The following is a 13,897-nucleotide window of genomic DNA, read 5'->3' on the forward strand; positions in this document are numbered from 1 at the left end:
CAGTTAGTTTTTTATAATCGACGATTATTTGAAAATAATAGATTAGTTTTATGCGAATAGCACTAGGTGTGGAGTACGACGGAGCCAAATTTTATGGTTGGCAACGTCAACGTGACGTTACTACAGTTCAAGAAGAGTTAGAAAAGGCGCTTTCGAAAATAGCCAATCATCCCGTGTCTGTATTTTGTGCAGGCCGCACTGACGCAGGGGTTCACGGAACCGGCCAGGTGGTCCATTTCGATACTGATTCAATCAGAGCAGATCGTGGATGGACTCTTGGCGTTAATACAATCTTACCAGACTCTGTCGCTGTTACCTGGGTGAAACATGTACCAGACGACTTTCATGCTCGTTTTTCAGCTACAGCTAGACGATACCGTTTTATAATCACCAACTCTAAATTAAGACCCGCGATACTTAACACAGGTTTAAGTCATTATTACTGTGATTTAGATGTCGAGAAAATGCATCAAGCTGCACAATGTTTAATTGGTCAAAATGATTTTAGTTCTTTTAGAGCGGCTCATTGCCAAGCTAATACACCAAATAGGTTTATGCACTTTATAAATGTTCATCGTTTCAACCACTTTATTGTCATAGATATCCAAGCCAATGCATTTTTACATCACATGGTCCGTAATATTGCAGGCAGCCTTATTGCTATCGGTCGTGGTGATAAACCAATAGAGTGGATGGCAGAGTTGTTAGCTCAAAGAGACAGAACATTAGCGGCTGAAACGGCTAAACCAAATGGACTTTATTTAGTTAAGGTCGATTATCCAGACAAATTTGAGTTGCCGACTCATCATCTTGGTCCTTTGTTTATCCCTGATTAACTAGCTTTGCCACTAATAAGACCAGTTTATTGATTTTTTTATTGTTACATTGTGGTTTAATAGCGTTAATTCTCATGCTTAGTACACATTTTATGTCTAAGTTGTTTTGATTTTTTTTTAGGGTAGTAACGACATGAGTTGGATAGAAAAAATTCTTCCAAAAACAAATACATCAACTAAACGCAACATTCCTGAAGGCGTTTGGACAAAATGTACTAGCTGCACATCGATTTTATATAAAAATGATTTAGAAAAAGAGCAAGGCGTGTGTCCTAAGTGTGACCACCATATGCGTCTTTCTGGACGTAAACGTCTTAATTTATTTTTAGATACTGGCGAAAAAATAGAAATTGCGGCGGAATTAGAGCCACAAGACGTATTAAAGTTTAAAGATACTAAACGCTATAAAGACCGCATTGTTGCTGCACAAAAACAAACCAATGAAAAAGATGCAATGATAGTAATGAAAGGACGTGTTAAAGGCATTCCTTGTGTTGCTGCTGCATTTGAATTTTCCTTCATGGGTGGTTCAATGGCAACGGTCGTTGGCGAAAAGTTTGTGCAAGCAGTTAACGTTTGTATCAAAGAAAACATACCGTTTATTTGTTTTTCTGCCTCTGGCGGCGCTCGTATGCAAGAAGCGTTGTTTTCATTAATGCAAATGGCAAAAACCAGTGCGGCATTAGCTAAATTAAGCGAAAAAGGTATTCCGTTTATTTCGGTACTAACCGACCCAACAATGGGCGGTGTTTCAGCCAGTTTAGCTATGTTAGGCGATATCAATATTGGTGAGCCAAAAGCCTTAATCGGTTTTGCTGGTCCTCGTGTAATTGAGCAAACGGTACGTGAAAAATTACCTGAAGGTTTTCAACGTAGTGAGTTCTTAATTGAACATGGTGCGATTGATATGATCGTCGACCGTCGAGAAATGCGAAATACAGTTGCGCGTTTATTTGCAAAAATGTGTAAACTACCATCATTGGAAAAAGAACACAGAACTGCATAATAATGTCAGAACAAAGTATTTTTAAAAGCCAATCTCTTTCAGATTGGCTTTTTTATTTGGAATCCCAACACAATAAAGAAATAGATCTTGGCTTAGAGCGAGTTTTAACTGTAGCTGAAAATGCTAGTGTGCAAGACTTACATGCAGGCAAGGTCGTATTAGTTGCCGGTACTAATGGTAAAGGCACAACTATCCGCTTTATGGAACAGTACCTGTTAGGCTTAGGCAAAACGGTAGGTGTTTACAGCTCTCCTCATATGTTCGAGTACAACGAACGTGTTCGTATTAATGGCGAATCAGCCTCAGATCAAGATTTAATCGACGCCTTCTCTTTTATCGAGCAGCACCGTCAAGGGACAGGCTTAAGTTACTTTGAATTTGGTACATTAGCGGGTTTTAAATTACTACAAAGTAAACAACTCGATTATGTACTCGTTGAAGTTGGACTTGGCGGCCGTTTAGACGCAACAAATATTTTAGAGCACGATGTCTCTGTGGTGACCTCCATTGGGTTGGATCATATCGATTGGCTTGGTGATACCATTGAAAAAATAGGGTTTGAAAAAGCAGGGATATTTAAAAAAGGTAAACCAGCGATTGTCGGTGAACCTAACAATATAGCCTCGATTGTTCAGCAAGCTAAAAATCATCAAGTTTCTGAGTTTGTGCAATTTGGACAAGATTACTCATTTGAGCAAAGCACGTCACTGACACAAGACACATGGAACTTTGTTTACGGCGATATATGTTTCAATCAATTACCTAATGTTTTGATCCCAAAACAAAATATTTGTACTTCGCTAGTTACCTTAATAAAATTAGGTGTTACTTTAGAACAAGATAATATTGAACAAACGTTATCTCAACTGTCTTTACCTGGTCGAATGCAAATAGTGTCCACAGAACCATTACAAATGGTTGATGTTGCACACAACCCACATGCTGTGGAGTATTTGAGTTCTATGCTGTTGGCAGATACTCAATTAAAGTCTGTATCAAAAGTGACGGCAGTTATCGCCATGATGAAAGATAAAGACATTAAACAAACATTGGCGTTAATGATTGATGTTGTTGATGAGTGGGTTATAGGCGATTTAGTCGGTAATCCAAGAGCAGCAAAAAAAGAAGACATTGCCGAAATTTTGCAGAGTTTGGGACAAAATAATGTCACCATGTTACCTAGCGTGAAACTTGCTTGGCTGTATGCCAATGAAAATCAAAACAAAGATAGTCTTTTACTTGGCTTCGGATCGTTCTACACTGTCGCCGAGATTCTAAATAAGGCAGAGGATTAATATGACGAATTTAATTAAACAACGTGTTGTTGGTTTGTTACTGGTGTTAATAGCCGGTATTGTTTTTTTACCCGATTTACTAGATGGGGAAAAAGAGCAAACTAAAGAAGAGTTTAAAAAAATTCCAATTCGTCCTCAAGTTGATGAATCTCCAATCGTTAGTGACTTCCCAACGGATGAAGTATTAAACGCTATTAAAAAAGCACCTCAAGTCATTGAAGTAAAAGCAGATGACGATGAAACCGCACAAACCGTTGCTGAATCTAAGCCCGCAAAATCTGAACCAGTAAAAGTCAAACCAGCAAAATCTAAAGCGAGTGCGTCAAATACTAAAACCGTATTAACCAAGATTGCGCCAGAAAAACCTATTGTTGAAGTTAAGCCTGTACAAGCGGACTTTAAAAAAGCAGCCTGGGTATTACAATTAGGCAGCTTTAAGCATAAAGGAAATGTCGACGCGCTAGAAAAACGTTTAAAGAAAGCGGGCTTTAAAGTGTTTATCAGACCGATAGAAACTAAGTCAGGCATATTATCTAAGGTTTTTGTTGGACCAGAGCTAGACCGTAAAAACCTAGAAAAGGCACAAGTGACGTTAAAAGAGTTAACTGGCTTAAATGGTAAAATTACCAAATTTGTTCCTATAAATTAGTAGTCTCTTGTTACTTAGTCTGTTAGAATTTGCGCCGAATTTTAGCCACCATTTTATAAGTTTATAAGTCAATATGGTTTGGATTGATTACGCTATTTTAGCAATCATAGTAATATCTGCGCTGGTGAGTTTAACCCGTGGATTCATAAAAGAGGCCGTGTCTCTTGCTATATGGATCACTGGTTTTTTTATTGCCAGCCGATTTTACGCCGACCTCGCAATTTACCTCACTGGTATAGAAAAAGACTTATTAAGAAATGGCGCGGCAATCACTATCTTATTTGTTGTCACCTTAATCTTAGGGGCATTCATCAACCACCTCCTTTCCGAAATAGTCCATTACACTGGTTTATCTGGTACTGACAAAATGTTAGGCATGGTCTTTGGTGCATTACGTGGTGTGCTCATTGTTGCAGCAGTATTATTATTTTTAGACACTATGACGCCGTCGAGTGGCGCGTCCTGGTGGAAAGCATCTATTCTCATTCCAGAATTTAGATTCATAGTTGAATGGTTTTTTGAATTATTAAAAGAAAACTCTAGTTTACTTTCTACACAAAATTGATGGAGAGCTGATCATGTGTGGTATCGTCGGTATCGTTGGTAAATCGCCTGTTAATCAAATTATTTATGATGGGTTAACTGTTTTACAACATCGTGGTCAGGATGCCGCGGGAATAGTCACTATAGATGACGGAAAGTTCAGATTACGTAAAGCCAATGGTTTTGTACGTGATGTGTTCCAAGAACGTCATATGCAGCGTCTAGAAGGGAATATGGGAATAGGGCATGTTCGTTACCCTACAGCTGGTAGCTCTAGCTCCGCTGAAGCCCAACCATTCTATGTGAACTCACCTTATGGTATTGCCTTGGCTCACAATGGCAACCTAACCAATGCAAACGAATTAAGAGAAAGTCTTTTTAAAGTTGCACGTCGCCATATCAATACCACCTCAGATTCAGAACTATTACTAAACGTACTTGCACACGAGTTGTGTGAATCAAAACTAATGGAGTTAACGACTTCTGACGTATTTGAGGCGGTTACTCGAGTTCATAAACAAATCCGTGGTGCGTACGCTGTTGTTTCCGTGATCATAGGTCATGGTTTATTAGCGTTTAGAGATCCAAACGGTATACGTCCTTTAGTACTTGGTCAGCGCGAAACTGAACAAGGCGTTGAATACATGGTTGCGTCAGAAAGTGTTGCGCTAGATATCGACGGCTTTAAATTAGTCAGAGATGTAGCACCAGGTGAAGCGATTTATATTACAGAAGCTGGTGAGTTACATACTCAACAATGTTTCGAAGGTGCTAAATGCGTACCTTGTATTTTTGAATACGTTTACTTTGCACGCCCTGATTCAACATTAAACGACATTTCTGTTTATGGCTCACGCGTAAGAATGGGCGAACAACTAGGTCTTAAAATTAAGCGCGAATGGGCTGATTTAGATATTGATGTTGTTATACCTGTACCAGAAACAAGTTGTGATATCGCACTTGAAATCGCCAATGAGTTAGAACTTCCATATCGTCAAGGTTTTGTAAAAAATCGATATGTAGGTCGTACTTTCATTATGCCAGGTCAAGCACAGCGTAAAAAATCAGTACGTCGTAAACTAAATGCAATTGAAGTTGAATTCAAAGGCAAGAATGTATTGTTAGTTGATGACTCTGTTGTACGTGGAACGACGTCTGAGCAGATAATTCAAATGGCCAGAGATGCAGGTGCTAACAAAGTATACTTCGCCTCAGCTGCGCCTGAGATTCGTTTTCCAAATGTATATGGCATAGACATGCCTTCGGTTAATGAGCTTATTGCTCATGGACGTGAAGTGAATGAAATTGCTGAAATGATTGGTGCTGACGAATTGATCTTCCAGTCGTTAGATGACTTAATTGTTGCGGTTAAAGGCGACAACAAAGCATTAACGCAATTTGAAACTTCAGTATTCGATGGTAACTATATAACTAACGATATAGACCAAGAATACCTAGAGTCTCTAGAATCTACACGTAAAGACAATGCAAACAAATCTAAGTCATTACCATTAGAAACTGGCTTGGAATTACATAACGACGAATAATGTCGTATTACATGTAATTGTTATCTCGCGTTAAATGAAAAATAAAGAAAAGGCTGTTTTAACAGCCTTTTTTGTTTTTTAAAATTGAAAAAATAGTAATTCTCCAGCCGTTACGAACCATTAATTACTAAAAAATGGCAATAAAAAAGCCAGTTATAAAAACTGGCTTGTTATTAATATAATTATTATCGCTTTAGTGAAGACTAGCTATGAAACTTCTCACAAGCTTCTAACGTATTCTCGACTAAAGAGGCGACTGTCATAGGGCCAACACCACCTGGCACCGGTGTTATCCAACGAGCTCTTTCTTTTGCAACATCAAATTGTACGTCACCAACTAACTTACCATTGCTTAAGCGATTAATACCTACATCGATCACAATTGAATCTTCTTTTATCCAATGACCCGGAATAAATTCAGGCTTACCAACGGCAACCACTAAGATATCAGCACGTTTAACTTGTTGTTCAAGGTCGTTAGTAAACTTATGACAAACCGTAGTAGTACAGCCAGCCAGTAATAACTCTAATGACATAGGACGGCCAACAATATTGGATGCACCAACAACAACCGCATTCATACCCTTAAGGTTTAATTGGGTGTTATCTAATAAGGTCATAATACCTTTTGGTGTACATGGGCGCAGAGCAGGCATTCTTTGAGCTAGTCGGCCAATGTTGTAAGGGTGGAAACCATCAACATCTTTATGCGGATGGATCTGTTCTAATATTTTTTCAGCGTTTAAGCCATGAGGTAATGGTAATTGAACCAAAATCCCATCGATTTCTTTATCGTTATTTAACTCATCAACTAAATCAAGGAGCTCTTGTTCAGTAGTCGTATCTGCCAAGTCATAAGAGCGAGAAAGGAAACCCACTTCATCACAGGCTTTTTTCTTATTCCCCACATAAACTTGTGAGGCAGGATCGTGTCCTACTAATATAACGGCAAGACCAGGTGGACGTCTTCCTGCTTGAACGCGTGCGCTAACGCCAGTTCTTACTTTATCTCTCACTGTTTGTGCGATGGCTTTGCCATCAATTAATTTTGCCGTCATAAATAACTCATAAATAGATAACTGGGAGTAGGGTAATTGTAACTTCTTTCATAAAAGTTAGCATGGCCTTTTTATAACTAAACAAATAAAAGCTAAGGAGAAATTTAATTTTAAATGGATTTTGTTTAACAAAAACACAAAGTTTGAATGTTTTATATTCTTTTGCTGTAAAAAGCAGCAGTCGGTAAAAATCTTTTAAAAAAGGTTTGACTGCAAATGGGGATGTCCGTATTATGCCGCCCTGTCGAGAGGTAGTAAGTTCTCAAAAATTAAAGTCGGTGTTTAGCGCAGCTTGGTAGCGCACTTCGTTTGGGTCGAAGGGGTCGAAGGTTCGAATCCTTCAACACCGACCATTTTTGAATTTTGAGTTTACCCCGTAGGTTATGCGCCCGTAGCTCAGCTGGATAGAGCAACGCCCTTCTAAGGCGTCGGTCGTAGGTTCGAATCCTACCGGGTGCACCATTCCTTTTTGACATGTTAAATGTGGTGATTGTAGCTCAGTTGGTAGAGCCCCGGATTGTGATTCCGGTTGTCGTGGGTTCGAGCCCCATCAGTCACCCCAATCTTTTCTGCGGGAATGGCGGAATTGGTAGACGCGCTGGATTTAGGTTCCAGTATCGCAAGGTGTGAGAGTTCAAGTCTCTCTTTCCGCACCAGTTTTTTAAGTATTGTCGGTGTTTAGCGCAGCTTGGTAGCGCACTTCGTTTGGGTCGAAGGGGTCGAAGGTTCGAATCCTTCAACACCGACCATCTTAAAAAATTTATAGAAATATCCCCCCTTTATAAATCATTTAGTATAAATTCCCGTTAAATCTTACTGTTTGCTTATTAATTAAGCCAAAAACAGTTGTTTAACATGTCTTTTTTAAAAAGACATGGCTATAATACGCCGTTATTTTTAAGAACATGAATTGAGCCGTTAATAATAAATAAATACCAATAGGTATATTTTACAACTGGCCATAAGTTAATTAATTGAGGTAGAAAATGAAGGTTTCTTTAGAAACGACTCAAGGTTTAGAACGCCGTATTACAATTACAGTTCCTTCAGATAAAATTGAAGAGTCAGTAAAAAAACGTTTACGTGAAGTAAGTAAAACAACTCGAATTGACGGTTTCCGTAAAGGTAAAGTACCAGCGTCTGTTGTTGAGAAACGTTTTGGTCAGTCAGTATTCTCTGAAGTTGCACAAGAAGAAATGCAACAGAACTATATTCAGGCAATTATCCAAGAGAAAGTAAACCCAGCGGGTGCACCTTTCTTTGAACCAAAAACTTTGGTTCGCGGTCAAGATTTAGTTTTCGTAGCTACGTTTGAAATATTCCCTGAAGTGTCAGTAAACAAAGTTGAAGACATTAAAGTAGAACGTCCAGTTGCTGAAGTAACAGATAAAGATTTAGAAAACATGATGGAAACGTTGCGTAAGCAACAAGCGTCTTGGACTGAAAAGAAAGTTCAAGCGAAAAACGGCCATCGTGTAAACATTGATTTTGTTGGTAAAATCGATGGCGAAATATTTGAAGGCGGAAAAGCTGAAGGTTTCGATTTAGAACTTGGCGCTGGTCGTATGATCCCAGGTTTTGAAGATGGTTTAATTGGTAAGAAAGCAGCTAAAACTCCTTTCACTATCAATGTTTCTTTCCCTGCTGATTACCATTCAGAAGCGTTGAAAGGTAAAGAAGCTGAATTTGATATCACTATCAATAAAGTTGAAGTTCAAGAGTTACCAGAATTAAATGACGAATTCGTTGTTAAATTTGGAATAACAGAAGGCGGTGTTGACGCACTTAAAGCTGAAGTTAAAAACAACATGACTCGTGAACTTGGTCAACAGCTTAAAGCTAAAGTAAAAGAACAAGTAATCAAAGGTTTGTTAGAAGCTAACGAACTTGACGTTCCTAAAGCATTGATCGACCAAGAAGTAACTAATCTTCGTCAACAAGCTATGCAACGTTTTGGCGGTCAAGTTGATCAAGCTAACATGCCTGAACTTCCGGCTGAATTGTTTGAACAACAAGCTAAAGATCGTGTTCGCACAGGTTTATTATTAGGTGAATTTATTCGCTCAAATGAAATCAAAGCTGACGATGCTAAAGTTAAAGAAATTATTGAAACTCAAGCTTCTGCTTATGAAGATCCAACAGAAGTTATTGAACATTACTACGGTAATGAGAAATTACTTGAGAATATCCGTAACTTAGCGACTGAAGATCAAGCAATTGAAATGATCATCGCAAAAGCAAAAGTGACTGATAAAACATTAAGCTTTGATGAATTAATGAACCCTCAAGCAGCTTAATATTAAATCCCAATTGACTTAGGGGTTGAAGACAGATTTAATGGCTCGATATATATTATCGAGCCATTTTTGTTTTTAAAGGAAATTAATATGAATAACCACACAAATAATGTGGCAGGCGGAGTAAATACCGACTTATTAAATGCGTTAGTACCTATGGTTGTTGAACAAACAGCAAAAGGTGAGCGTTCGTACGATATTTTTTCACGTCTTTTAAAAGAACGAGTTATCTTTTTAACTGGGCAAGTTGAAGACCACATGGCCAACTTAATTTGCGCGCAGTTATTATTTTTAGAATCAGAAAACCCTGAGAAAGATATTTCTATTTATATTAATTCACCAGGTGGCTCTGTTACTGCGGGTATGTCGATTTACGACACAATGAATTTTATAAAACCAGACATAGCAACGGTATGTATGGGACAAGCGGCTAGCATGGGTGCATTTTTATTATCAGGTGGAACTAAAGGCAAGCGTTCATGCTTACCAAATTCACGTGTGATGATCCATCAGCCACTAGGGGGATTTCAAGGCCAAGCATCTGATTTTGAAATACATGCTAAAGAAATCCTGTCTATTAAAGAGAAATTAAATCGATTAATGGCAGAGCATACGGATCAACCATACGAAAAATTATGTGTTGATACAGACCGTGATAACTTCTTAACAGCTGAAATGGCCGTTGAGTATGGTTTAGTAGATTCTATTTTATCTAATAGATAAGCTAAATAAGTTACGCTTTTAACCGATACAATATTATATTGATTAAGCTGCCTTAAATTAAGGCTGTTATTTAGCAAAGTGAGGTGACGTTATGTCAGAACCGACAGATAACGACAATAAATTACTGTATTGTTCATTTTGCGGTAAGAGTCAGCATGAAGTAAGAAAACTAATTGCTGGACCTTCTGTTTATGTATGTGATGAATGTGTAGATTTGTGCAACGATATTATTCGTGAAGAGATAAAAGAAATATCTCCAAAGCACGACTCCGCTTCTTTACCAACGCCAATGGATATTCGTAACCATCTAGATGATTACGTTATTGGTCAGAAGCATGCAAAAAAGGTGCTTTCAGTAGCGGTTTATAACCACTACAAACGCCTTAAAAATATGAATACAGATATGAAAGTCGAATTAGGTAAGAGTAATATCTTACTAATTGGCCCAACTGGTAGTGGTAAAACATTATTGGCTGAAACATTAGCGCGTTTATTAGATGTGCCATTTACTATGGCTGACGCGACAACATTAACTGAAGCGGGTTATGTTGGTGAAGATGTTGAAAATATTATTCAGAAGTTACTGCAAAAGTGCGACTACGATGTAGAAAAAGCACAGCGCGGTATTGTTTACATCGATGAAATTGACAAGATCTCTCGTAAGTCAGATAACCCGTCAATCACTCGTGATGTTTCTGGTGAAGGTGTACAACAAGCGTTACTTAAATTAATTGAAGGTACGGTTGCATCTATTCCACCTCAAGGTGGACGTAAACATCCGCAACAAGAGTTTTTACAAGTAGATACTTCTAAAATCTTATTTATTTGTGGTGGTGCGTTTGCTGGTTTAGACAAAGTAGTTGAAGCTCGTTCAGAGACTGGTACGGCAATTGGTTTTGGCGCGGAAGTTAAATCTTCTGAAAACAAAAAAACCTTGTCAGATCATTTTCAAAATGTAGAGCCTCAAGATTTAGTTAAATACGGTTTAATCCCAGAGTTTATTGGTCGTTTACCAGTTGTTGCGACATTAACGGAATTAGATTTAGATGCATTGGTTCAAATTTTAAGTGAACCTAAAAATGCGTTAACTAAACAATACGCTGCTTTATTTGAATTAGAAGGCGTAGAGCTAGAGTTTAGAGAAGATGCACTTCAGTCTATAGCTAAGAAAGCGATGGACAGAAAAACCGGTGCTCGTGGACTTCGTTCTATCATCGAAGCTGTCTTGCTCGATACCATGTTTGAATTGCCATCTTTAGAGAATGTTTCTAAAGTTGTGGTTGATGGTTCAGCAATAGATGGTGAGTCTGCTCCAATTTTAATTTATGACAATGTGCAATCAAAAGCCGCACAAGAATAGTTAAAATTCGATTAAAAAGGAGTCAATTGACTCCTTTTTTATTTTGAGCAATTGAACTTTGTAATACTCTCCCCATATACTTAAGAATAGCGATTAATTTAGAGAACTAAACGATATGACGCAAGACGCAGCAACTTCAAATATCCCCGTTTTAGCTTTAAGGGACGTTGTGGTATATCCGCACATGGTAATTCCACTTTTTGTTGGCCGAGAAAAATCCATTACCTGTCTAGAACAGGCGATGGAAAAAGACAAAAAAATATTCTTAGTCGCTCAGCAAGACCCAACAAATGATGATCCTAAAGTTGAGGACATGTTTAAAGTTGGCACAATTGCGACAATATTGCAGTTGTTGAAGTTACCGGATGGCACAGTAAAAGTGCTAGTTGAAGGGACTGAACGCGCCAAAATTGTTGAGTTCACTGAAATTGAAGAATTCTTTGAAGCTAATATTGAAGTTATTAAGCCTATTGTTGGCGATGAAAAAGAACAAGAAGTTCTTATTCGTTCTGCTATTAGCCAATTTGAAGGTTATATCAAGTTAAATAAAAAGATCCCACCTGAGGTATTAACCTCTGTGACTGGGATTGATGATGCTGACCGCCTTGCTGATACTATGGCTTCTCATATGCCATTAAAAGTTGAAGAAAAACAAAAAGCATTAGAAATTGAAGACGTTCGTGAACGTGTCGAATATTTAATGGCGCTAATGGAAGGTGAAATTGATTTACTGCAAGTAGAGAAAAAGATCCGTAGCCGCGTTAAAAAACAGATGGAAAAAAGCCAACGTGAATATTATTTGAATGAGCAAATGAAAGCCATTCAAAAAGAGTTGGGCGAAACCGAAGACGGCGTTGACGAATTTGAAGCTTTAGAACAAAAAATCGAAGAAGCTGGCATGCCAGAAGAAGCGGAAACTAAAACTAAAGCTGAACTTAAAAAATTAAAAATGATGTCGACTATGTCGTCAGAAGCAACGGTTGTTCGTGGTTACATTGAGTGGATGACTAATGTTCCATGGAAAAAACGTTCAAAAGTTAAAAAAGACTTAGTAAAAGCGCAAGAAGTGTTAGACGCTGACCACTTTGGCTTAGACAAAGTAAAAGAACGTATTACTGAATATTTAGCAGTACAACAACGTACTAGTAAATTAAAAGGGCCAATTCTTTGTCTAGTTGGACCTCCAGGTGTGGGTAAAACATCATTAGGCCAATCAATCGCAAAAGCGACAGGACGTAAATACGTTCGTATGGCACTTGGTGGCGTTCGTGATGAAGCTGAAATACGCGGTCATCGTCGTACGTATATCGGTTCTATGCCGGGTAAAATAATTCAAAAAATGTCAAAAGTTGGCGTTAAAAACCCATTGTTCTTGTTAGATGAAATCGACAAGATGAGTTCAGATATGCGCGGTGATCCATCATCAGCATTACTAGAAGTGCTAGACCCTGAACAAAACATGGCGTTTAACGACCATTATCTAGAAGTAGATTATGACTTATCAGACATTATGTTTGTGGCAACGTCGAACAGCATGGATATTCCAGGGCCGTTATTAGACCGTATGGAAGTTATTCGTTTAGCGGGTTACACCGAAGACGAAAAATTAAACATTGCTAGCCAACACTTAATTGCCAAACAAATTGAACGTAATGGTCTTAAAGCCAACGAAATCAAAATTGACGATAGCGCTATTATCGACATTATTCGTTATTACACGCGTGAAGCGGGTGTACGTAACCTAGAACGTGAAATTTCAAAGATTTGTCGTAAAGTGGTTACTGAAATCCTAACTAAGAAAGACGTAACGTCTGTTGAAGTTAACGGTAAGAACTTAGCGGATTACCTAGGTGTACGTCGTTGTGATTACGGTAAAGCGGACGAAGACGACAGAGTAGGGCAAGTAACAGGCTTAGCTTGGACTTCAGTTGGCGGTGATTTATTAACAATCGAATGTGCCACAGTACCAGGTAAAGGCAAACTGGTTTATACCGGTTCTCTTGGTGATGTAATGAAAGAGTCGATTCAAGCGGCTATGACGGTTGTTAAGAGTCGTGCTGAAGCTTTACGTATCAATTCTGACTTCCATGAAAAACGTGATATTCATATCCACGTTCCAGAAGGTGCTACACCTAAAGATGGACCAAGTGCTGGTATTGCCATGGTAACGTCTTTAGTTTCTAGCTTAACGGGTAATCCGGTTAAAGCAGATGTAGCCATGACAGGTGAAATTACATTACGTGGTGAAGTATTAGCCATTGGTGGATTAAAAGAAAAGCTATTGGCTGCGCATCGTGGTGGAATTAAAACGGTACTTATTCCTCATGAAAACGAAAGAGACCTTGAAGAAATTCCAGATAACGTGAAAAAAGACTTAAAAATTATTCCAGTGAAATGGATAGACGACGTGCTAGAAGTAGCGCTGAGTCAGCCTATTGAACGAATATCGATGGAAAATCGCACATAAATTGAAAAAACTTCATTATTTTTGAAAAAAGGCTTTTCAAAAATATGAACTGTGCTAGTTTATTGGGGCGAAGAGGTTCAGGTACGCCTAACCCCTTTAATTTCTAAGGAGTCCGA

General features: G+C 38.4%; 11 protein-coding genes and 5 tRNA genes. 15 read left to right on the plus strand and 1 reads right to left on the minus strand.

The features are described from left to right. Positions 1 to 50 precede the first annotated feature (50 nt). The 6 genes from truA (at position 51) to purF (ending at position 5,876) form a co-directional block, all read left to right on the plus strand. On the plus strand, positions 51 to 836 hold the full coding sequence (gene truA, locus BTO11_RS09375; protein WP_105052366.1) for a tRNA pseudouridine(38-40) synthase TruA: 786 nt from the start codon (positions 51 to 53) through the stop codon (positions 834 to 836). Positions 837 to 969: 133 nt separating this feature from the next. Further along, positions 970 to 1,842 carry an acetyl-CoA carboxylase, carboxyltransferase subunit beta gene (gene accD / locus BTO11_RS09380; protein ID WP_105052367.1) on the plus strand — a complete coding sequence of 291 codons (873 nt, stop codon included), beginning with the start codon at positions 970 to 972 and terminating at the stop codon, positions 1,840 to 1,842. Between the two features lie 2 nt (positions 1,843 to 1,844). After that, positions 1,845 to 3,137, plus strand: coding sequence for a bifunctional tetrahydrofolate synthase/dihydrofolate synthase (gene folC / locus BTO11_RS09385; RefSeq protein WP_105052368.1), 1,293 nt, complete (start codon positions 1,845 to 1,847; stop codon positions 3,135 to 3,137). A 1-nt stretch (position 3,138) separates the two neighbouring features. After that, positions 3,139 to 3,786, plus strand: coding sequence for an SPOR domain-containing protein (locus tag BTO11_RS09390; RefSeq protein WP_105052369.1), 648 nt, complete (start codon positions 3,139 to 3,141; stop codon positions 3,784 to 3,786). A 73-nt stretch (positions 3,787 to 3,859) separates the two neighbouring features. Continuing rightward, entirely contained in the window at positions 3,860 to 4,351 is a 492-nt protein-coding gene (locus tag BTO11_RS09395; RefSeq protein ID WP_105052370.1) for a CvpA family protein, read from the plus strand. A 13-nt stretch (positions 4,352 to 4,364) separates the two neighbouring features. Then, on the plus strand, positions 4,365 to 5,876 hold the full coding sequence (purF, locus tag BTO11_RS09400) for an amidophosphoribosyltransferase (protein ID WP_105052371.1): 1,512 nt from the start codon (positions 4,365 to 4,367) through the stop codon (positions 5,874 to 5,876). A gap of 203 nt (positions 5,877 to 6,079) precedes the next feature. Here the strand turns inward: purF and folD are convergent, their stop codons facing one another. Next, a complete protein-coding gene (gene folD / locus BTO11_RS09405; RefSeq protein ID WP_105052372.1) occupies positions 6,080 to 6,934 on the minus strand; it encodes a bifunctional methylenetetrahydrofolate dehydrogenase/methenyltetrahydrofolate cyclohydrolase FolD in 855 nt (284 codons plus the stop codon). A 276-nt stretch (positions 6,935 to 7,210) separates the two neighbouring features. On the opposite strand from folD, the gene BTO11_RS09410 reads away from it, so the two are divergent. From BTO11_RS09410 to lon, 9 genes are all read left to right on the plus strand, one after another. Continuing rightward, a tRNA-Pro gene (locus BTO11_RS09410) sits at positions 7,211 to 7,287 on the plus strand. A gap of 32 nt (positions 7,288 to 7,319) precedes the next feature. Beyond that, positions 7,320 to 7,396: transfer RNA gene (locus BTO11_RS09415), tRNA-Arg, on the plus strand. 24 nt (positions 7,397 to 7,420) lie between these two features. Beyond that, positions 7,421 to 7,496: transfer RNA gene (locus BTO11_RS09420), tRNA-His, on the plus strand. A 9-nt stretch (positions 7,497 to 7,505) separates the two neighbouring features. Further along, positions 7,506 to 7,590 (plus strand) — tRNA-Leu (locus BTO11_RS09425). 16 nt (positions 7,591 to 7,606) lie between these two features. Next, a tRNA-Pro gene (locus BTO11_RS09430) sits at positions 7,607 to 7,683 on the plus strand. 237 nt (positions 7,684 to 7,920) lie between these two features. After that, positions 7,921 to 9,231 carry a trigger factor gene (gene tig / locus BTO11_RS09435; RefSeq protein WP_105052373.1) on the plus strand — a complete coding sequence of 437 codons (1,311 nt, stop codon included), beginning with the start codon at positions 7,921 to 7,923 and terminating at the stop codon, positions 9,229 to 9,231. 90 nt (positions 9,232 to 9,321) lie between these two features. Next, entirely contained in the window at positions 9,322 to 9,954 is a 633-nt protein-coding gene (clpP, locus tag BTO11_RS09440; protein WP_105052374.1) for an ATP-dependent Clp endopeptidase proteolytic subunit ClpP, read from the plus strand. A gap of 91 nt (positions 9,955 to 10,045) precedes the next feature. Beyond that, positions 10,046 to 11,314: an ATP-dependent protease ATP-binding subunit ClpX gene (clpX, locus tag BTO11_RS09445; protein WP_105052375.1), complete on the plus strand. Its 1,269-nt coding sequence runs from the start codon at positions 10,046 to 10,048 to the stop codon at positions 11,312 to 11,314. A 115-nt stretch (positions 11,315 to 11,429) separates the two neighbouring features. After that, positions 11,430 to 13,781 carry an endopeptidase La gene (lon, locus tag BTO11_RS09450; RefSeq protein WP_105052376.1) on the plus strand — a complete coding sequence of 784 codons (2,352 nt, stop codon included), beginning with the start codon at positions 11,430 to 11,432 and terminating at the stop codon, positions 13,779 to 13,781. Positions 13,782 to 13,897 lie beyond the last annotated feature (116 nt).

Origin of the sequence: Psychrosphaera saromensis, assembly GCF_002954545.1 — a bacterium.
Classification (GTDB): domain Bacteria; phylum Pseudomonadota; class Gammaproteobacteria; order Enterobacterales; family Alteromonadaceae; genus Psychrosphaera; species Psychrosphaera saromensis.

What these genes read in the sequence shown, in the direction of transcription:
- truA (WP_105052366.1), top strand. Translation starts at nt 51, where the DNA reads ATGCGAATAGCACTAGGTGTGGAGTACGACGGAGCCAAATTTTATGGT.
- accD (WP_105052367.1), top strand. Translation starts at nt 970, where the DNA reads ATGAGTTGGATAGAAAAAATTCTTCCAAAAACAAATACATCAACTAAA.
- folC (WP_105052368.1), top strand. Translation starts at nt 1,845, where the DNA reads ATGTCAGAACAAAGTATTTTTAAAAGCCAATCTCTTTCAGATTGGCTT.
- BTO11_RS09390 (WP_105052369.1), top strand. Translation starts at nt 3,139, where the DNA reads ATGACGAATTTAATTAAACAACGTGTTGTTGGTTTGTTACTGGTGTTA.
- BTO11_RS09395 (WP_105052370.1), top strand. Translation starts at nt 3,860, where the DNA reads ATGGTTTGGATTGATTACGCTATTTTAGCAATCATAGTAATATCTGCG.
- purF (WP_105052371.1), top strand. Translation starts at nt 4,365, where the DNA reads ATGTGTGGTATCGTCGGTATCGTTGGTAAATCGCCTGTTAATCAAATT.
- folD (WP_105052372.1), bottom strand. Translation starts at nt 6,934, where the DNA reads ATGACGGCAAAATTAATTGATGGCAAAGCCATCGCACAAACAGTGAGA.
- tig (WP_105052373.1), top strand. Translation starts at nt 7,921, where the DNA reads ATGAAGGTTTCTTTAGAAACGACTCAAGGTTTAGAACGCCGTATTACA.
- clpP (WP_105052374.1), top strand. Translation starts at nt 9,322, where the DNA reads ATGAATAACCACACAAATAATGTGGCAGGCGGAGTAAATACCGACTTA.
- clpX (WP_105052375.1), top strand. Translation starts at nt 10,046, where the DNA reads ATGTCAGAACCGACAGATAACGACAATAAATTACTGTATTGTTCATTT.
- lon (WP_105052376.1), top strand. Translation starts at nt 11,430, where the DNA reads ATGACGCAAGACGCAGCAACTTCAAATATCCCCGTTTTAGCTTTAAGG.